The organism is Stenotrophomonas sp. CASM110, from assembly GCF_049384345.1.
GTDB lineage: Bacteria > Pseudomonadota > Gammaproteobacteria > Xanthomonadales > Xanthomonadaceae > Stenotrophomonas > Stenotrophomonas muris.
On record NZ_JBMRGI010000011.1, the window covers coordinates 47,726 to 66,682 of the forward strand.

Below are 18,957 nucleotides of genomic sequence, written 5' to 3' on the forward strand. Positions count from 1 at the left end.
GAGCTGCAATGTCACGACTCGCTTCCGCCTGCCTGCTGGCCGGCATGATGACCGCTGCCTCGGTGGGGACCGCCGTGGCCGCTGAAGACACCGATCGCTACGCCTGGCTGGAGGACGTCACCGGCGACAAGCCACTGTCCTGGGTCAAGGAACAGAATGCCAGGTCCGAGGCGCGCCTGGCGCAGACCCCGGCCTTCAAGCAGATGGAGACCAGCATCCGCGAGGTGCTCGACTCCGACGCCAAGATTCCCGGCGTGCAGAAGATCGGTGACTACTACTACAACTTCTGGAAGGACCAGCAGCACGAGCGCGGCCTGTGGCGCCGCACCACCCTGGCCGAGTACCGCAAGGCCTCGCCGCAGTGGGAGACCGTGCTCGACCTGGATGCACTGAACAAGGCCGAGGGCGAGAACTGGGTCTGGCACGGCGCCGACTGCCTGCGCCCGGATTACAGCCGCTGCCTGATCGCGCTGTCGCGCGGCGGCGCCGACGCCGACGTCACCCGTGAGTTCGATCTGGCCAACAAGACCTGGATCAAGGATGGCTTCTTCCGTCCGGAGTCGAAGGGCGGCCTCAACTGGGTCGATCGCGACACCGTGTTCGTCTACACCGACTTCGGTGCCGGCTCGATGACCACCTCCGGCTACCCGCGCGTGGCCAAGCTGTGGAAGCGCGGCACGCCGATGTCCTCGGCCACCGTGGTGTACGAAGGCAAGCCGGAGGACATGTACATCGCGGCGATGCACGATGACACCCCGGGCTTCGAACGCAACCTGGTCAGCCGCACCCTGGCGTTCTACAACAACGAGCTCTACCTGCGTGGCGACGACGGCACGCTGACCAAGATCGACGCGCCGAACTCGGCCGAGAAGGGTTTGCACAAGCAGTGGCTGACCCTGGAACTGCGCGATCCGTGGACCGTGGGCGGCAAGACCTACGCGTCCGGTTCGCTGCTGGCGACGAAGCTGGACGACTTCCTGGCCGGCAAGCGCGACTTCGACGTGCTGTTCACCCCGACCGCGACCACCTCACTGGCCAGTGCCAGCTGGACCAAGAGCCACCTGGTGCTGAACGTGCTGGACGACGTCAAGAACCGCCTGTCGGTGCTGACCCCGGGTGCCGACGGCTGGCAGACCAGCCGCTTCGTCGGCGCCCCGGCCTTCGGCACGCTGGGCGTGGCTGCGGTGGACAGCAATGACAGCGACGCGGTGTGGCTGACCGCCACCGATTACCTGACGCCGACCACGCTGGCCCTGGCCGAGATCGGCCAGGCACCGGAAACGCTGAAGACCATGCCGGCCTTCTTCGATGCCAAGGGCAAGGTGATCGAGCAGCACTTCGCCACCAGCAAGGACGGCACCCGCGTGCCGTATTTCGTGGTGCACGACAGGGCGATGAAGCTCGATGGCTCCAACCCGACCCTGCTGTATGGCTACGGTGGTTTCGAGATCTCGCTGACCCCGAGCTATTCCGGTGGCATGGGTCGCGCCTGGCTGGAGAAGGGCGGCGTGTACGTGGTCGCCAACATCCGCGGCGGCGGCGAGTACGGCCCGCGCTGGCACCAGGCGGCGCTGAAGCAGAACCGTCACAAGGCCTATGAAGACATGGCCGCGGTGGCGCGGGACCTGGTCAAGCGCAAGATCACCAGCGCCAAGCACCTGGGCGTGCAGGGCGGCAGCAACGGTGGCCTGCTGACGGGCAACATGCTGACCCAGTACCCGGAGCTGTTCGGTGCGGTGGTGGTGCAGGTGCCGCTGCTGGACATGAAGCGCTACAGCCACCTGTTGGCCGGCGCCTCGTGGATGGCCGAGTACGGCAACCCGGACACCAGCGACTGGGAATTCATCAAGACCTTCTCGCCGTATCACCTGTTCAACGCGAAGAAGAACTACCCGCCGGTGCTGTTCACGACCTCCACCCGCGATGACCGCGTGCACCCGGGCCACGCCCGCAAGATGGCGGCGAAGATGATCGACGCCGGCAAGGACGTGACCTACTACGAGAACATCGAAGGGGGCCACGGCGGCGCAGCCAACAATGCACAGGCCGCGCATATGTCCGCGCTGGCCTACAGCTTCCTGTGGGAGCGGTTGGGCGGCAAGTAAGCAGAACGGAAAACGCCGCCCCAGGGCGGCGTTTTTCTTTACCGGTAGTGCCGGCCGCTGGCCGGCAACCGCATCATTCAGGCATTCCCGGGTTGCTGGCCAGCGGCCGGCACAACCCTCAACGTGATCCCTGCCAACGCTTCAACCCGCGCGCGATCCGCGCCACCGCCTCCTGCAACCGCGGTACCTGCTGGGTATACGCCAGCCGCACATGCTGGTTGGCGCGATGGAAGCCGAAATCCAGGCCCGGGGTGAACGCCACGTGCTCGGTTTCCAGGAAGTGCGCGCAGAACGCCTGCGCGTCGTCGGTGAACGCGCTGACATCGGCGTACAGGTAGAACGCGCCCTGCGGCTCGACTTCAATGCGGAAGCCGAGCTCACGCAACGCGGGCAGCAGGAAGTCGCGGCGTTGGCGGAACGCTTCCCGGCGCTGTTCGAAGATCGCCATCGATTCCTCGCTGAAGCAGGCGAGCGCGGCGTGCTGGGCGATGCTGGAGGCGCTGATGTACAGGTTCTGCGCCAGCTTTTCCAGGTCCGGTACCGCTGCAGGCGGTGCCACCAGCCAGCCCAGCCGCCAGCCGGTCATGCCGAAGTACTTGGAAAAACTGTTCAGCACGAACGCGCTGTCGTCCACCTGCAGCACGCTGGGCGCATCCAGGCCGTAGGTCAGGCCGTGGTAGATCTCGTCCACCACCAGGTGGCCGCCCCGCGCGTGCAGGGCCTGCGACAGTGCCGCCAGTTCGTCGGCGGACAGCACGGTGCCGGTCGGATTGGCCGGTGAGGCGACCAGCGCGCCGACGCTGTCGTCATTCCAGTGCTGTTCCACCAGCGAAGGGGTCAGCTGGTAGGCGGTGTCCGGGCCGACCGGCACCAGCTGCGCGCCGCCCTCGACGAGGCGCAGGAAGTGGCGGTTGCAGGGGTAGCCGGGGTCGGCCAGCAGCCAGTGGCGGCCGGGATCGACCAGCAGGCTGCTGGCCAGCAGCAGCGCACCGGACCCACCCGGGGTGACCAGGATGCGTTCGGGATCGACATCCAGCCCATAGTGGCTGCGGTAGAAACCGCTGATCGCCTGGCGCAGCGCCGGCAGGCCGCGCGCTGCGGTGTAGCGGGTGTGGCCGGCGGCCAGTGCGGCCTGGCCGGCACGCACGACGGGTTCGGCGGTAGTGAAGTCCGGTTCGCCGATTTCCAGGTGGATCACATCGTGGCCTGCCTGTTCCAGCGCCTGCGCGCGGGCCAGCAGGGACATCACGTGGAACGGAGCGATTTCATGGCTGCGCCGGCTGTAGCCCGGCGTGTGGGGCGGGGTGCTCATGTGCCCATGGTACGCCGGCCGGCGCAACCCATGACGTTCCGCAGGGTTGCCGCATTGCCGAGATTGGGGTCAGATCCCTTTTCGGGAAAAGGGATCTGACCCCGTCGAAGACCATTGCATTGATGCGCCAGGAGCCTTATCTCATGAAGTCCACTCTCTGCCTGTTGCTCGCCAGCCTGATGACCACGACTGCTACCGCCGCCACGCCGCCCGTTCCGCCGGATGCCGCCAAGCATCCGCACGTGGTCAAGGCGCCGTTCGGCGCGACCCGCAACGATGACTATTACTGGCTGCGCGACGACAAGCGCGAGAACAAGGACATGCTGGCCTACCTGCAGGCAGAGAATGCCTACGCCGACCAGCTGCTGGCACCGCTGAAGCCACTGGAAGACACCCTGTACAACGAGATCGTCGGCCGCATCAAGCAGGACGATTCCAGCGTGCCGGCGCGCGAGCGCGGCTACTGGTACTACAGCCGCTTCGAGACCGGCCAGGATTACCCCATCCACGCGCGCCGCAAGGGCAGCATGGAGGCGGCCGAGGAAATCCTGCTGGACGTCAACGCGATGGCCGCCGGCAAGGGCTACTTCAGCGTCGGTTCGATGGAAGTCAGCCAGGACAACCAGCTGCTGGCCTGGGCCGACGATGACGTCGGCCGCCGCCAGTACACGATCCGCTTCAAGGACCTGGCCACCGGCACGGTGCTGCCCGATGTGATCACCGGCAGCTCCGGCGACCTGGTCTGGGCCGACGACAACCGCACCGTGCTGTATGTCGAGAACGATCCGGAAACGCTGCTGACCGTGCGCGTGAAGAAGCACGTGCTGGGCACCCCGGCCAGCGCCGACACCGTCGTCTACGAAGAGAAGGACGACAGCTTCTACATGGGCATCGGCCGCACCCGCGACGATCGCTTCATCACCATCGGCGTGCACAGCACCGTGTCCTCGGAAGAGCGCTACGCGCCGGCCAGCGACCCGACCACCTTCACCGTGCTGGCGCCGCGCCAGCGCGATGTCGAGTACGACGCCGACCACCATGACGGCCGCTGGGTGATCCGCACCAATGATGGTGCCAAGAACTTCAAGCTGGTCACCGCACCGACCGATGCCACCTCGCGCGCGCAATGGAAAGACTGGATCGCGCATGACGATGCGGTGTTCATCGAAGGCTTCGAACTGTTCGACACGTACACTGCCATCGCCGAACGGTCCGAGGGCCTGGAGCGCATCCGCCTGCTGTTCAGGGACGGGCGCAGCGACTACGTGAAGGCCGACGAGCCGGCCTATTCGATGGGCCTGGGCGATAACACCGAGGCCGATACGCCGTGGCTGCGCTACGTCTACACCTCGATGACCACCCCGACCACCGTGTTCGAGCTGAACACCGCCACCGGCGAGCGTCGCCAGCTGAAGGTGCAGCCGGTGATCGGCTATGACGCGTCGAAGTATGAAACCGACCGCGTCTGGATCACCGCGCGCGATGGCGTGAAGGTGCCGGTGTCGCTGGTCTACCGCAAGGGCTACCAGAAGGACGGCAAGGGCGCGCTGTTCCAGTACGCCTACGGCAGCTACGGCATGTCGATGGATCCGTACTTCAACCAGACCGCGGTCAGCCTGCTTGATCGTGGCGTGGTGTATGCCATCGCCCACATCCGTGGCGGCCAGGAGATGGGGCGCGACTGGTACGAGAACGGCAAGCTGCTGCACAAGCAGAACACCTTCAACGACTTCATCGACGTCACCCGTGGCCTGGTAGCACAGGGCTGGGCGGCGAAGGATCGCGTGGCCGCGTCCGGTGGCAGCGCCGGCGGCCTGCTGATGGGCGCGGTGGCCAACCAGGCGCCGCAGGATTACCGGGTCATGGTGGCGCAGGTGCCGTTCGTCGACGTGGTCACCACCATGCTCGACCCGACCATTCCGTTGACCACCAACGAATACGACGAGTGGGGCAACCCGGAGCAGAAGCCGTATTACGACTACATGCTGTCCTACTCGCCCTATGACAACGTGAAGCAGCAGGCGTACCCGGCGCTGTACGTGGGTACCGGCCTGTGGGATTCGCAGGTGCAGTACTGGGAGCCCGCCAAGTGGGTGGCCAAGCTGCGTGATGACAACACCGGCCACTACCCGATCCTGTTCCGCACCAACATGGAAGCTGGCCACGGCGGCAAGTCGGGGCGCTTCCAGCGCTACCGTGAACTGTCCGAGTCGTACGCGTTCGTGCTGCAGCAGCTGGGCATCGCCCAGCCGTAACGGCGAAGGGGCGCCGGGCGCTGCCTGGCACCCCGAACCGGTATCCTTGCGGCCATGAGCCTGCCCGAGCCATCTGCACCCCGCGATAGCGCCACGCCGCCGCGCGTGGTGCGTTTCCGCTGGGCATGGTGGCTGCTGGCGTACGTCAGCCTGGGCACCGGCATCGTCGGCATCTTCGTTCCGGGGCTGCCGACCACCGTATTCATCCTGATCTCGGCCTGGGCCGCCTCGCGCGGTTCGGAGCGCCTGCATACCTGGCTGCTGCAGCATCCGCGTTTCGGCCCGGCCATCGCCAACTGGCAGGCACACGGGGCGGTCAGCCGCTACGGCAAGTGGATGGCCACGATCACCATGGCGGTATGCGCCGGCATCATGCTGTGGTGCGTGCCGATCGCCTGGGTGAAGTGGTTCTCGATCGGCAGCATGACCGTGGTCGCAATCTGGCTGTGGACGCGGCCGCTGCCACCGCCTCCCGCGGATTGAGCGCCGGCGGCAGTGCCGGCCGCTGGCCGGCAACCCGATTCCCTGCACCAACCGCTCAGCCGCCAATGGCTATACTCGGGGCATGAAGATCCCCCATCGAAACGCCATCCTGATTCCGCTGGCAGCGGCCTCGCTGCTGCTCCTCGCCGCCTGCGGCAACAAGGGCCCGCTGGTACTGCCGCAGAAGCCGGTGCCGGTGGAAGAAACCGTCGAACCCGCTGCCGAGCCCGCCACCGAGGCGACTGCGCCGCAGACCCAGGGCAGCGGCACCCCGGCCACGACCGTGGAGCCGGCCGCACCGGCCACCCAGCCGGCGCCCACGCCCGCGAAGAAGGCGGGCAGCGGGAATGAGTAAGGCCGGTTCCAGGGCCCTGCGTTTCAGCAAGATGCATGGCGCGGGCAATGATTTCGTAGTGATCGACCTGCGTGACGGCACCGCGCCGCCCACGCCCGAGCTGGCCGCGCGCCTGGCCGACCGCCACACCGGCGTTGGCTGCGACCAGATCCTGACCATCGAGGCACCGCGTGCGGACGGTTCGGTGGCCTCGTACCGCATCTGGAATGCCGACGGCTCCAATTCCGAGCAGTGCGGCAACGGCGCGCGCTGCATCGCCGCCTGGCTGGTGCGCGAGGGCAGTGCGCAGGGCGATGCATTCGTCATCGACAGCCCGCTGGCCAGCCATGAAGTGAAGGTGCTGGGCGAAGGGCAGTTTGCGGTGACGATGGGCGTGCCCGCCTTCGAGCCGGCCAACGTGCCGCTGATGGGCTTTGCGCACGCGCGCGAGGAATACCTGCTGCCGCTGCAGGGCGAGAGCGTACGCTTCGCCGCGGTGTCGATGGGCAACCCGCATGCGGTGATCGAAGTGGGCCTGGTCGATGCTGCACCGGTCGAGCGCGTCGGTGCGCTGCTGCAGCAGCATGCGTCGTTCCCGCGCTCGGTGAACGTGGGCTTCGCCCAGGTGATGAGCCCGGCCCACGCCCGCCTGCGCGTGTTCGAGCGCGGTGTCGGCGAGACGCTGGCCTGCGGCAGTGGTGCCTGTGCCGCCGCGGTGACCCTGATGCAGCGCGGTCGCCTGCAGCGCGATGCCCGCATCAGCCTGCCCGGTGGCGACCTGCGCATCCAGTGGCCGGGCGATGGCCAGCCGGTGGTGATGGCGGGCCCGACCGCATTCGTCTTCGAAGGGGAGTGGATCGCATGACCGAAACCGTCGACAAGCTCGGGGCCCATGAAGTCGCTGCCTGGTTGCGGCGTCATCCCGGCTTCCTCAAGCAGTTCCCGGACCTGGCCCTGACCCTGGTGGTGCCGCGTGACGACGGTCCGACCGCGTCGCTGGCCAGCTACCAGCTGGAAGTGCTGCGCGAGAAGAACCGCGAGCTGGCACGACGGTTGGCCGATCTGGGCGCGACCGCCCAGGTCAATGAGCGCCTGGCGGTGCGCACGCACCAGCTGACCCTGGCGCTGATGAAGCAGGACAACGCGGCTGACACCCTGCGCGCGATGGCCGCCTCGCTGCAGGAAGACTTCGCCGGCGACCTTGTGCGGCTGGTGGTGCACACGCCAGTGGCCGGGCTGGAACAGGCCGACTGGCTGCAGGTGATTGCCGCGGATGATCCGCAGCTGGGCCCGTTCCGCGATTGCCTGAACGATGGCGAGCCGATCTGCGGCCGCCTGCAGCCGGAAAAGAATGCCGTGCTGTACGGCGTGCGCAGCGAGGAAGTGCAGACCACCGCGCTGCTGCCGCTACCGGGCGTGGGCCTGATCGCGGTCGGCAGCCACGACCCGAACCGCTTCTACCCGGGCATGGGGACGTTGTTCCTGCGCATGATGGGCGACGCGCTGGTCACTGGCCTGAAGCGCTTCCCGGGCTGAGCAGGTTGCGACGACGATGAGCGCGGTACAGGCCTTCCTGCAGCACCTGCAGGTGGAGCGGCGGATGTCGGCGCATACGCTCGACGCCTACCGCCGCGACCTGGACGCGCTGTCGGCCTGGGCCGAGCCGCGTGGCGTGGCGGTGGAGGCACTGGATGCCGAGGCCGTGCGCCAGTTCGTTGCCGACGAGCACCGCCGCGGCCTGTCGGCCAAGAGCCTGCAGCGCCGCCTGTCGGCCTGCCGAAGCTTCTATGCCTGGCTGCTCAAGCACGGGCGTATCGAGGTCAGCCCGGCAGCAACGCTGAAGGCACCGCGCGCACCGCGCCGCTTGCCACAGGTCCTCGACGCCGATGAGGCGGTGCAGCTGGTCGATCTGGAGCCGGAGGGTGAGCTCGGCCGCCGTGACCGCGCGTTGCTGGAACTGTTCTATTCCTCTGGCCTGCGCCTGAGCGAAGTCTGCGCGCTGACCTGGCGCGATCTGGATTTCGACAGCGGGTTGGTGAACGTGCTGGGCAAGGGCAACCGCCAGCGCCGGGTGCCGTTCGGCCGGCCGGCGCGCGAAGCGCTGCAGGCGTGGCGCGCGGAAAGTGGCGGCGGCCCGGCCTCGCCGGTGTTCCCCGGCCGCAACGGGCCGATCAGCCAGCGCGCGGTGCAGATCCGCATCCGCCAGCTGGCGCAGCGCCAGGGCCTGTTCAAGCACGTGCACCCGCACATGCTGCGGCACAGTTTCGCCAGCCACATCCTGGAATCGTCCGGCGACCTGCGCGGTGTGCAGGAGCTGCTGGGCCACGCCGACATCGCCACCACGCAGATCTATACCCACCTCGATTTCCAGCACCTGGCCAAGGTCTACGACGCCGCGCATCCGCGCGCGAAGCGTCGACGCAGCAACGAGGGCAGCGGAGAAAGCTGAACGTTGCCCCTGCGGCAGCCGGTCGCGGGTGGCTTGAAGGGCGCAGCGCAGTCCCCACCTCTGGTTCTGTCACCCCGGAGGCATCATGGACCCCAGTCAGAACCCCAACGTTTTCCACGCCACCACCATCGTCTGCGTCCGTCGCGGCGAGCACGTGGCCATTGCCGGCGACGGCCAGGTCACGCTGGGCCACACCGTGATGAAGGGCAACGCGCGCAAGGTGCGCCGCCTTGGTCGTGATGGCCAGGTGCTGGCCGGCTTCGCCGGTGCCGCCGCCGATGCCTTCACCCTGTTCGAGCTGTTCGAGGCCAAGCTGGAAAAGCATGGCCAGCTGCAGCGTGCTGCGGTCGAACTGGCCAAGGATTGGCGCACCGAGCGCCGCCTCGGCAAGCTGGAAGCCCTGTTGGCGGTGGCCGACAAGGAAACCTCGCTGATCATCAGCGGCACCGGCGATGTAATCGAGCCGGAGGACGGCATCATCGCCATCGGCTCGGGTGGCTCGTATGCACTGTCGGCCGCACGCGCCTTGATGGCGCACACCGAACTGGATGCGCGCACCATCGCCAGTGAAGCGATCGGCATCGCCGGCGACATCTGCATCTACACCAACCGCAACGTGGTGGTCGAGGAGCTGTGAGGGTAGCGTCGGGCGCTGGCCGGCAACCTCATGATCCCCCGCACGCGTGCCTGGTTGCCGGCCAGCGGCCGGCACTACCGACAAAGAATCCGTGAGCACATCCATGTCGAAGATCGAAGTTTCCTCCGCCACCATGACCCCGCGCGAGATCGTGCAGGAACTGGACCGGCACATCGTCGGCCAGCACGACGCCAAGCGCGCCGTGGCCATCGCCCTGCGCAACCGCTGGCGCCGCATGCAGCTGATGCCCGAGCTGCGCAATGAAGTGATGCCGAAGAACATCCTGATGATCGGCCCGACCGGCGTCGGCAAGACCGAGATCGCGCGCCGCCTGGCCACGCTGGCCAACGCACCGTTCGTGAAGGTCGAAGCCACCCGCTTCACCGAAGTCGGCTACGTCGGCAAGGACGTCGAGCAGATCATCCGCGACCTGGCCGATACCGCGGTCAAGCTCTATCGCGAACAGGCCAAGGTGCGCGTACGCACCCAGGCCGAAGAGCGTGCCGAAGACCGCATCCTGGATGCGCTGCTGCCGCGCCGCAGCGGTGGCATTGGTTTCGATCCGGAAGTCGCCCGCAACGAGCCGTCGGCGCAGGACAACGAGACCCGCATCAAGTTCCGCAAGATGCTGCGCAACGGTGAGCTGGACGAGCGCGAGATCGAACTCGACCTGGCCGCCAACGTCAGCATGGACATCATGACCCCGCCGGGCATGGAGGAAATGGGCCAGCAGCTGAAGTCGATGTTCGCCAACCTCGGCGGCGGCGCCAAGGCGCACAAGCGCACGCTGACCATCAAGGCCGCGCGCCCGCTGCTGATCGAGGAAGAAGCGGGCAAGCTGGTCAACGAGGACGACATCCGCACCGCCGCGATCGAGGCCTGCGAGCAGCACGGCATCGTCTTCATCGACGAGATCGACAAGGTCGCCAAGCGTGGCGACAACGTGGGTGGTGGTGACGTGTCGCGCGAAGGCGTGCAGCGCGACCTGCTGCCGCTGGTGGAAGGCTCCAACGTGTCCACCAAGTACGGCACGATCAAGACCGACCACATCCTGTTCATCGCGTCGGGCGCGTTCCACCTGGCCAAGCCCAGCGACCTGATTCCGGAGTTGCAGGGCCGCTTCCCGATCCGCGTGGAGCTGGGTGCGCTGAGCAAGAACGATTTCGTGCGCATCCTGACCGAACCGAAGGCCGCGCTGACCAAGCAGTACGAAGCACTGCTGGCCACCGAAGGCGTCAAGGTCAGCTTCACTGCCGATGCCATTGATCGTCTGGCCGAGATCGCTTTCCAGGTGAACGAACGCCAGGAAAACATCGGCGCGCGTCGCCTGCATACGGTGCTGGAGCGCCTGCTGGATTCGCTCAGCTACGAGGCACCGGACCGCGACGGCGAAACCCTGGCCATCGACAGCGCCTACGTGGACAAGCACCTGGGTGAGCTGGTGCAGGACCCGGACCTGAGCCGCTACATCCTGTAATGCCTGGTGGGGTCGGATCCCTCGCCGTGGCGAGGGCGCTGACCCCGCCCACTGCAGCAGAAAAGGCCGCCGCAAGGTGGCCTTTTTCCTGTGCGGTCAGTGCGATTGCCGGGTGCGGTAGTCCCGCAGCACCTGGTCGATCACTGCACTGGTGCGGGCGGCGCTGATGCCGTTCGAGGGCGAGTGCCCGTTGCCGCGCAGTTCGTCGACGAGGGAGGCGATCAACGGCTGCTGGATCGACGACGGGTTCGGGATGTCGAAGGCCTGCACGCCCGCTTCGGTTTCCAGCTCCACCGGAACGTCCTCGAAGGTGGCAAAGCGCAGCTGCCCACGGTCGCCGGTGATCTCGATCTGATCCTGGCGGCGGAACGCGCAGAAGCTCCATTGCGCGATGCCGTGTGTCCCCGTCCCGGTGCGGAAGCACATCGAGACGCTGTCCTCGGCGGCGTAGGCGTCGGTCAACGAGCTGGCCAGGCCACGCACATCGCTCAGCGGCCCCAGCAGATGGTCGAGCAGGTCCAGGGTATGCGAGCCCAGGTCGACGAACCGCCCGCCGCCGGCGATCGCGGGGTTGGTCCGCCAGAAGTCAGGCGATGCGGCATCCACTGAATGCGGCCGGTGCAGGGTGGCGCGCACGCCGCGCACTGTGCCGATCGCGCCGTCGTCCAGCAGCTGCTTCACCTGTGCGAAGCGGGGCAGGGCACGGCGGTAGTAGGCCACGAACACGGGCACGCCGCTGCGGGCGCTGGCCGCGATGATGCGCTGGCACTCGTCGTGGTCCATGGCCATCGGCTTTTCGATATAGACCGGCTTGCCCGCAGCAATCGCCTGCAATGCGTAGTGCATGTGCGTGGAGGGCGGTGTTGCAACGTAGACCGCGTTCACCTCCGGATCGGCGATGAGTGCATCGGCGTCCGCGTACCAGCGCGGAATCGCGTGGCGGCGTGCATAGTCTTCGGCCAATGCGGCATTGCGGCGCATGACCGCCACTACCCGTGAGCCCGGCGTGTTGGCCAGGGCTGGCCCGCTCTTCTTCTCGGTGACGCTGCCACACCCGATGAAGCCCCACACCACGTTGTCCAGGATCATCGATCTGCCCTTGCAGGGGGTGCCGCAGTGATGGGAGCAGCCTCGTTCACGCCTCGGGCAGCGGCTCGGGGACGGTGCCGGGAACGAACACACCATCCTTCACGTAGGCGGCCAGGGTCATGTCCAGCGCGAGCATGCCGTCGCGCTTGAGGTCCATCAGTTCCGGTTCGACCATCGCGCCGTGCAGCACGCCCAGCACGGTGGCGTGCAGCATGCGCGCGGCGATTTTCGGGTCGGCGCCTTCGCGCAGCTGGCCCAGATCGCGGGCGCGGCGCAGGGCACGCTCCATCCGGTCCAGCGCATCGCGGAATCCGGCCTGCTGCATTTCGGTCAGCACCCTGGTGTCCGCCGACGCATCGCTGCGCAGCATGATCTCCATGGTCTTGCGCAGGCGCTCGTCCTCGGACAGCTCGATGAACGAGTGGATCATCACCGCGCGCAGGTCGTGCACCGGGGTGTCGCGCTGGTCGGTGGAGGTGCGCTCCAGTTCCTGCATGAAGGGCAGGTGCACGCGCTCGACGATGGCGGCCAGCACCTCGCTCTTGTTCTTGAAGTGCCAGTAGACCGCGCCACGGGTGTAGCCGGCGCGGGCACCGATCATCTCCAGCGTGGTACGGGCCACGCCGTGTTCATGGAAGCAGGCTTCGGCGGCGTCAAGGATGCCTTCCCGGGTTGCCTGGGTGTCCTCTTTGGTCTTGCGGGCCATGGGTGTGGGTACGAGTGCGGGTGAAACGTGGCTGAATTGTACCGGTTTACAAACAAACAAGCATGTATGTATATTTCGCACCCATCATTCCCGTCGTGTGCGTGGCAGGCCGGTCCGGCGCCCACTCCACCCGGGTGGGCGCGATCTGCGGGCTTTCACCGGAAGGGGAATGTCCATCGATATCAGCTCCCTCTGAGATTCCTTCCTCCAAGAGCCTTTCCGTCATGTTGCTGAGCCGAATCCGACCCTTTGCACTGTCGCTGGCAATCGCCGCGACCGTGGCTGCCTGCGGCGGCCAATCCCAGGCCCCCGAGCAGGGCCCGGGTGACGTCACCGTGGTCACGCTGAAGTCCGAGACCGTGGGCCTGACCCGCGAACTGCCGGGCCGTACCAATGCCTTCCTGGTCGCCGAAGTGCGCCCGCAGGTCAATGGCATCGTGGCCAAGCGCCTGTTTACCGAGGGCGGCATGGTCAAGGCCGGCGAGCCGCTGTACCAGCTCGACGATGCCAGCTACCGGGCCCAGGCCAACAACGCCCGCGCCCAGCTGGCCCGCGCCGAAGCCACCGCCAATGCCGCGCGCCTGAGTGCCAAGCGCATCACCGAGCTGGCCAAGGTCGATGCGGTCAGCCAGCAGGACCTGGAGAACGCCGTCGCCGCGCAGAAGCAGGCCGAGGCCGACGTCGGTGCCGCCAGGGCCTCGCTGGATGCGGCCAACGTCACCCTGGGCTACGCCCGCATCACCGCGCCGATCAGCGGCCGCATCGGCAAGTCCAGCGTCACCCAGGGTGCGCTGGTCAGCGCCGGCCAGGCCAACGCACTGGCCACCGTGCAGCAGCTGGACCCGATCTATGTCGACCTGACCCAGTCCTCGGCCGAGCTGCTGCAGCTGCGCCGCGAACTGGCCGCCGGCCGCCTGCAGGACAACCAGACCCTGCCGGTCAGCATCCTGATGGAAGACGGCAGCACCTTCGAGCACAAGGGCACGCTGGAGTTCTCCGAAGTCAGCGTCGATCCGACCACCGGCAGCTTCGGCCTGCGCGTGAAGGTGGACAACCCGGACGGCCTGCTGATGCCGGGCATGTACGTGCGTGCGGTGATCGGCGGCGGCGTGCGCAGCGATGCGGTGCTGGTGCCGATGCAGGGCATCGCCCGCGACCCGAAGGGCGACACCACCGCGATGGTGGTCGGCAAGGACAACAAGGTCGAAGTGCGCCCGGTCAAGGTCAGCCGCACGGTCGGCGACAAGTGGCTGGTCGAGGACGGCCTGAAGGCCGGTGACAAGGTCATCGTCGAAGGCCTGCAGAAGATCGGCCCCGGCATGCCGGTCAAGGCCACCGAGAAGGGCGACGCACCGGCCAAGCCGGCGGCAGCCGCCCAGCCTGCCGCCCCGGCCGGCGACGCGAAGTAAGCGGAGAACCCCATGGCACGCTTTTTCATCGATCGACCCATCTTTGCGTGGGTGATCGCCATCATCATCATGCTCGCCGGCGGCCTGGCGCTGTTCAAGCTGCCGGTCTCGATGTACCCCAACGTCGCACCGCCGGCGGTGGAAATCAGTGCCACCTACCCGGGTGCATCGGCCAAGGTGGTCGAGGACTCGGTGACGCAGATCATCGAGCAGAACATGAAGGGCCTTGATGGCCTGATCTACTTCTCCTCCAACAGCTCGTCCAACGGCCAGGCCACCATCACCCTGACCTTCGAGAGCGGCACCAACCCGGATATCGCCCAGGTGCAGGTGCAGAACAAGCTGCAGCTGGCCATGCCGCTGCTGCCGCAGGAAGTGCAGCGGCAGGGCATCAACGTGGCCAAGTCCAGCTCGGGCTTCCTGAACGTCATCGCGTTCGTGTCCGAGAACGGCAGCATGGACGCCAACGACATCGCCGACTACGTCGGTTCCAATGTCGTCGACCGCCTGAGCCGCGTGCCGGGCGTGGGCAACATCCAAGTGTTCGGTGGCAAGTACGCCATGCGCATCTGGCTGGACCCGAACAAGCTGCATACCTATGGCCTGTCGGTGCCGGAAGTGACCGCCGCGATCAAGGCGCAGAACGCCCAGGTGGCGATCGGCCAGCTCGGCGGTGCGCCGTCGGTGAAGGGCCAGCAGCTCAACGCCACCATCAACGCGCAGTCGCGCCTGCAGACCCCGGAACAGTTCCGAAACATCATCGTGCGCGGTGCGCAGGACGGTGCCGAGCTGCGCCTGGGTGATGTCGCCCGCGTCGAGCTGGGTGCCGAGTCCTACGACTTCGTCACCCGCTACAACGGCCAGCCGGCCAGTGGCCTGGCAGTCACCCTGGCCACCGGCGCCAACGCGCTGGATACCGCGGCCGGTGTGGATGCCGCGCTGGAAGACATGAAGGGCTTCTTCCCGGCCGGCCTGAAGGCCGAGATCCCGTACGACACCACCCCGTTCGTGCGCGTGTCGATCAAGGGCGTGGTGCAGACCCTGATCGAAGCGATCGTGCTGGTGTTCGTGGTGATGTACCTGTTCCTGCAGAACTTCCGCGCCACCCTGATCCCGACCATCGCCGTGCCGGTGGTGCTGCTGGGTACCTTCGGCGTGCTGGCGATGCTGGGCTTCTCGGTGAACATGCTGACCATGTTCGCGATGGTGCTGGCGATCGGCCTGCTGGTGGACGATGCCATCGTGGTGGTGGAGAACGTCGAGCGCATCATGTCCGAGGAAGGGCTGTCGCCGCTCGAAGCGACCCGCAAGTCGATGGGCCAGATCACCGGTGCGCTGGTGGGTATCGGCCTGGTGCTGTCGGCGGTGTTCGTGCCGATGGCCTTCATGAGCGGCTCCACCGGCGTGATCTATCGGCAGTTCTCGGCCACGATTGTCTCTGCGATGGCGTTGTCGGTGCTGGTGGCGATCGTGCTGACCCCGGCACTGTGCGCGACCATGCTCAAGCCGCTGAAGAAGGGTGAGCACCACGTCGCCCACCGTGGCCTGGCCGGTCGCTTCTTCAATGGCTTCAACCGTGGCTTCGACCGCACCAGCGAAAGCTACCAGCGCGGCGTGCGCGGCATCATCCACCGTCCGTGGCGCTTCATGGGCATCGTGGCGGCGCTGTTCGTGCTGATGGGCGTGCTGTTCGTGCGCCTGCCCAGCTCGTTCCTGCCCAATGAAGACCAGGGCGTGCTGATGGCGCTGGTGCAGGCGCCGGTCGGTGCCACCCAGGAACGCACGCTGGAATCGATCGCGGCACTGGAAAACCACTTCCTGCAGAACGAGAAGGATGCGGTGGACTCGGTGTTCTCCGTGCAGGGCTTCAGCTTCGCCGGCATGGGCCAGAACGCGGGCATGGCGTTCGTCAAGCTGAAGGACTGGAGCGAGCGTGACGCCGACAATGGCGTGATGCCGATCACCGGCCGTGCGATGGCGGCCCTGGGCCAGATCAAGGATGCCTTCATCTTCGCCTTCCCGCCGCCGGCCATTCCGGAGCTGGGGACCGCCTCGGGCTACACCTTCTTCCTGAAGGACAACAGCGGCCAGGGCCACGAGGCACTGGTGGCCGCGCGCAACCAGCTGCTCGGCCTGGCCGCAGGCAGCAAGAAGCTGGCCAACGTACGCCCGAACGGCCAGGAAGACACGCCGCAGTTCCGCATCGACATCGACGCGGCCAAGGCGACCTCGCTGGGACTGTCGATCGATCAGATCAACGGCACGCTGGCCGCGGCGTGGGGCAGCTCGTACATCGATGACTTCGTCGATCGTGGCCGCGTCAAGCGCGTGTTCGTGCAGGCCGACCAGGCGTTCCGCATGGTGCCGGAGGACTTCGATCTCTGGTCCGTGAAGAACGACAAGGGTGAGATGGTGCCGTTCAGCGCCTTCGCTACCAAGCACTGGGATTACGGTTCGCCGCGCCTGGAACGCTACAACGGTGTGTCGGCAATGGAAATCCAGGGCGAACCGGCCCCGGGTGTCGCCTCCGGTGATGCCATGGCCGAGATCGAACAGCTGGCCAAGCAGCTGCCGGCGGGTTTCGGCATCGAATGGACGGCGATGTCCTACCAGGAACGCCAGGCCGGCTCGCAGACGCCGCTGCTGTACACGCTGTCGCTGATGATCGTGTTCCTGTGCCTGGCCGCGATGTATGAAAGCTGGAGCGTACCGACCGCGGTGCTGCTGGCGGCCCCGCTGGGTATCCTCGGCGCGGTGCTGGCCAACACCTTCAAGGGCCTGGAGCGCGACATCTACTTCCAGGTGGCGATGCTGACCACGGTGGGCCTGACCAGCAAGAACGCGATCCTGATCGTCGAGTTCGCCAAGGAAAACCTGGAAAAGGGCGCCAGCCTGATCGAGTCGATCATGCACGCCGTGCGCGACCGCCTGCGCCCGATCGTGATGACCTCGCTGGCCTTCGGCATGGGCGTGGTACCGCTGGCGATCTCCACCGGTGCCGGCTCCGGCGCCAAGCAGGCGATCGGCACCGGCGTGCTCGGCGGCATGATCGTCGGCACCGTGCTCGGCGTGTTCTTCGTGCCGCTGTTCTTCGTGGTGGTGCAGCGCGTGTTCAAGCGCAGATCCACGACGTGACCTGAAACGGTCATGCCGGCCTCAGGCTGGCGTTATCGAAACGGTAGTGCCGGCCGCTGGCCGGCACTGCCTCCTGCCATCCGGCAGTACCGATGGAAGTGATCCCCATGAAAAGTGCATCCCTGTTCCTCTCCATTGCCGCCACGCTCGCGCTGGCCGGCTGCTCCACCCTGGCGCCGAAGAACACCGCCGTCGCTCCGGCGATTCCTGCGCAGTGGCCGGCCGAGGCCGCGCAGGGCGAGGTGGCCGATGTCGCCGCCGTCGGCTGGCGCGATTTCTTCACCGATGCGCGCCTGCAGCAGGTGATCGAGCAGTCGCTGCAGAACAACCGCGACCTGCGCGTGGCCGTGCTCAATGTCGAGCGCGCGCGTGGCCAGTACCGCGTGCAGCGCGCCGATCGCGTGCCCGGCGTGGCCGTGACCGGCCAGATGGACCGCCGTGGTACCGATGCCGGTGTCACCGAGCAGTTCAGCGCGGGCGTGGGTGTGGCCGAGTTCGAGCTGGACCTGTTCGGTCGCGTGCGCAACCTCAGCGAGGCGGCGCTGCAGCAGTACTTCGCCGTGGCTGCCAACCGCCGCAACGCGCAGCTGAGCCTGGTGGCCGAGACCGCCACCGCGTGGCTGACCTATGGGGCTGATGCGCAGCGGCTGAAGATCGCCGATGCCACGCTGAAGACCTACGAGGATTCGCTGCGCCTGGCCGAGGCCCGCCACGAACGCGGCGGCAGTTCGGCGCTGGAGCTGACCCAGACCCGTACCCTGGTCGAGACCGCACGCACCGATGCCGCGCGCCTGCGCGGCCAGCTGGCCCAGGACCGCAACGCACTGGCGCTGCTGGCCGGTGGCCAGCTCGATCCGGCACTGCTGCCGGACAGCATCGAACCGCAGCTGCTGGCGCTGGCCCCGCCGCCGGCCGGCCTGCCCAGCGACGTGCTGCTGCAGCGCCCGGACATCATGGCCGCCGAACACCAGCTGCTGGCCGCCAATGCCAACATCGGTGCGGCACGCGCAGCGTTCTTCCCGAGCATCTCGCTGACCGGCAGCATCGGCAGCGGCTCCAGCGAACTGTCCAACCTGTTCGACAGCGGCACCCGTGTGTGGAGCTTCCTGCCGAAGATCACCCTGCCGATCTTCCAGGGCGGCAAGCTGCGCGCCAACCTGGCCATCGCCAACGCGGATCGTGATATCGCACTGGCGCAGTACGAGAAGTCGATCCAGGTGGGATTCCGCGAAACGGCCGATGCGCTGGCGTTGAATGTCAGCCTGGATGAGCAGGTGAGTTCACAGCAGCGCCTGGTGGAAGCGGCCGAACAGGCCAATCGCCTGTCGCAGGCACGCTACGACGCGGGGCTGGACAGCTTTGTCACCCTGCTTGACGCGCGGCGTACCGCCTACAACGCGCAGCAGACCCAGCTGCAGGCGCAGCTGGCGCAGCAGGCCAACCGCATCACCCTGTACAAGGTGCTGGGCGGCGGCTGGCACGAGCGCGGGTAAGCAATGCTTCTGGTAGGTGCCAACCTTGGTTGGCACGGATGCGTCAGCGCAGGCGGCTGGCCCTGTGCCAACC

15 protein-coding genes are annotated in these 18,957 nt (G+C 67.0%); 12 read left to right on the top strand and 3 right to left on the bottom strand.

Features of this window, described 5'->3' with window-relative positions; all coding sequences use genetic code 11:
- The first annotated feature begins 8 nt into the window (after positions 1-8).
- The gene (locus VG561_RS11610; RefSeq protein WP_126411375.1) at positions 9-2,105 is read left to right on the top strand and encodes a prolyl oligopeptidase family serine peptidase; all 2,097 of its coding nucleotides are present in this window, start codon (positions 9-11) and stop codon (positions 2,103-2,105) included.
- A 118-nt stretch (positions 2,106-2,223) separates the two neighbouring features.
- Here the strand turns inward: VG561_RS11610 and VG561_RS11615 are convergent, their stop codons facing one another.
- The gene (locus VG561_RS11615; RefSeq protein WP_049406038.1) at positions 2,224-3,417 is read right to left on the bottom strand and encodes a pyridoxal phosphate-dependent aminotransferase; all 1,194 of its coding nucleotides are present in this window, start codon (positions 3,415-3,417) and stop codon (positions 2,224-2,226) included.
- Between the two features lie 143 nt (positions 3,418-3,560).
- Here VG561_RS11615 and VG561_RS11620 point away from each other — a divergent pair, with 143 nt between their 5' ends.
- The 8 genes from VG561_RS11620 to hslU all read left to right on the top strand — a co-directional run bounded on the left by VG561_RS11620 (position 3,561) and on the right by hslU (position 11,052).
- Positions 3,561-5,672 (top strand): S9 family peptidase, encoded by a 2,112-nt coding sequence (locus tag VG561_RS11620; protein WP_423179604.1) that lies wholly within the window; start codon positions 3,561-3,563, stop codon positions 5,670-5,672.
- 54 nt (positions 5,673-5,726) lie between these two features.
- Positions 5,727-6,155 (top strand): YbaN family protein, encoded by a 429-nt coding sequence (locus VG561_RS11625; RefSeq protein ID WP_075076663.1) that lies wholly within the window; start codon positions 5,727-5,729, stop codon positions 6,153-6,155.
- Positions 6,156-6,237: 82 nt separating this feature from the next.
- Positions 6,238-6,510: an LPS translocon maturation chaperone LptM gene (lptM, locus tag VG561_RS11630; protein WP_014648465.1), complete on the top strand. Its 273-nt coding sequence runs from the start codon at positions 6,238-6,240 to the stop codon at positions 6,508-6,510.
- Positions 6,503-7,354, top strand: a complete 852-nt coding sequence (dapF, locus tag VG561_RS11635) for a diaminopimelate epimerase (RefSeq protein ID WP_032961204.1) — start codon at positions 6,503-6,505, stop codon at positions 7,352-7,354. The genes lptM and dapF overlap by 8 nt, the downstream gene beginning before the upstream one ends.
- A complete protein-coding gene (locus VG561_RS11640; protein WP_014648463.1) occupies positions 7,351-8,025 on the top strand; it encodes a DUF484 family protein in 675 nt (224 codons plus the stop codon). The genes dapF and VG561_RS11640 overlap by 4 nt, the downstream gene beginning before the upstream one ends.
- Before the next feature lie 16 nt (positions 8,026-8,041).
- Positions 8,042-8,938, top strand: a complete 897-nt coding sequence (xerC, locus tag VG561_RS11645) for a tyrosine recombinase XerC (RefSeq protein ID WP_423179605.1) — start codon at positions 8,042-8,044, stop codon at positions 8,936-8,938.
- Between the two features lie 85 nt (positions 8,939-9,023).
- Positions 9,024-9,575, top strand: a complete 552-nt coding sequence (gene hslV, locus VG561_RS11650; RefSeq protein ID WP_005411093.1) for an ATP-dependent protease subunit HslV — start codon at positions 9,024-9,026, stop codon at positions 9,573-9,575.
- Between the two features lie 103 nt (positions 9,576-9,678).
- Positions 9,679-11,052: an ATP-dependent protease ATPase subunit HslU gene (gene hslU, locus VG561_RS11655; RefSeq protein WP_164077329.1), complete on the top strand. Its 1,374-nt coding sequence runs from the start codon at positions 9,679-9,681 to the stop codon at positions 11,050-11,052.
- A 96-nt stretch (positions 11,053-11,148) separates the two neighbouring features.
- Here hslU and VG561_RS11660 read toward each other — a convergent pair whose 3' ends face one another.
- Both VG561_RS11660 and smeT read right to left on the bottom strand, forming a co-directional pair.
- Positions 11,149-12,141 (bottom strand): Gfo/Idh/MocA family protein, encoded by a 993-nt coding sequence (locus tag VG561_RS11660; protein ID WP_423179606.1) that lies wholly within the window; start codon positions 12,139-12,141, stop codon positions 11,149-11,151.
- Positions 12,142-12,187: 46 nt separating this feature from the next.
- The gene (gene smeT, locus VG561_RS11665; protein ID WP_032961200.1) at positions 12,188-12,847 is read right to left on the bottom strand and encodes an efflux transporter SmeDEF transcriptional repressor SmeT; all 660 of its coding nucleotides are present in this window, start codon (positions 12,845-12,847) and stop codon (positions 12,188-12,190) included.
- A 224-nt stretch (positions 12,848-13,071) separates the two neighbouring features.
- On the opposite strand from smeT, the gene smeD reads away from it, so the two are divergent.
- The 3 genes from smeD (at position 13,072) to smeF (ending at position 18,884) form a co-directional block, all read left to right on the top strand.
- Positions 13,072-14,256, top strand: coding sequence for a multidrug efflux RND transporter periplasmic adaptor subunit SmeD (gene smeD, locus VG561_RS11670; RefSeq protein ID WP_423179607.1), 1,185 nt, complete (start codon positions 13,072-13,074; stop codon positions 14,254-14,256).
- A 12-nt stretch (positions 14,257-14,268) separates the two neighbouring features.
- Positions 14,269-17,391: a multidrug efflux RND transporter permease subunit SmeE gene (gene smeE, locus VG561_RS11675; protein ID WP_014648457.1), complete on the top strand. Its 3,123-nt coding sequence runs from the start codon at positions 14,269-14,271 to the stop codon at positions 17,389-17,391.
- A gap of 92 nt (positions 17,392-17,483) precedes the next feature.
- Complete coding sequence (gene smeF / locus VG561_RS11680; protein WP_115444190.1) at positions 17,484-18,884, top strand: multidrug efflux RND transporter outer membrane subunit SmeF; 1,401 nt, start codon at positions 17,484-17,486, stop codon at positions 18,882-18,884.
- Positions 18,885-18,957 lie beyond the last annotated feature (73 nt).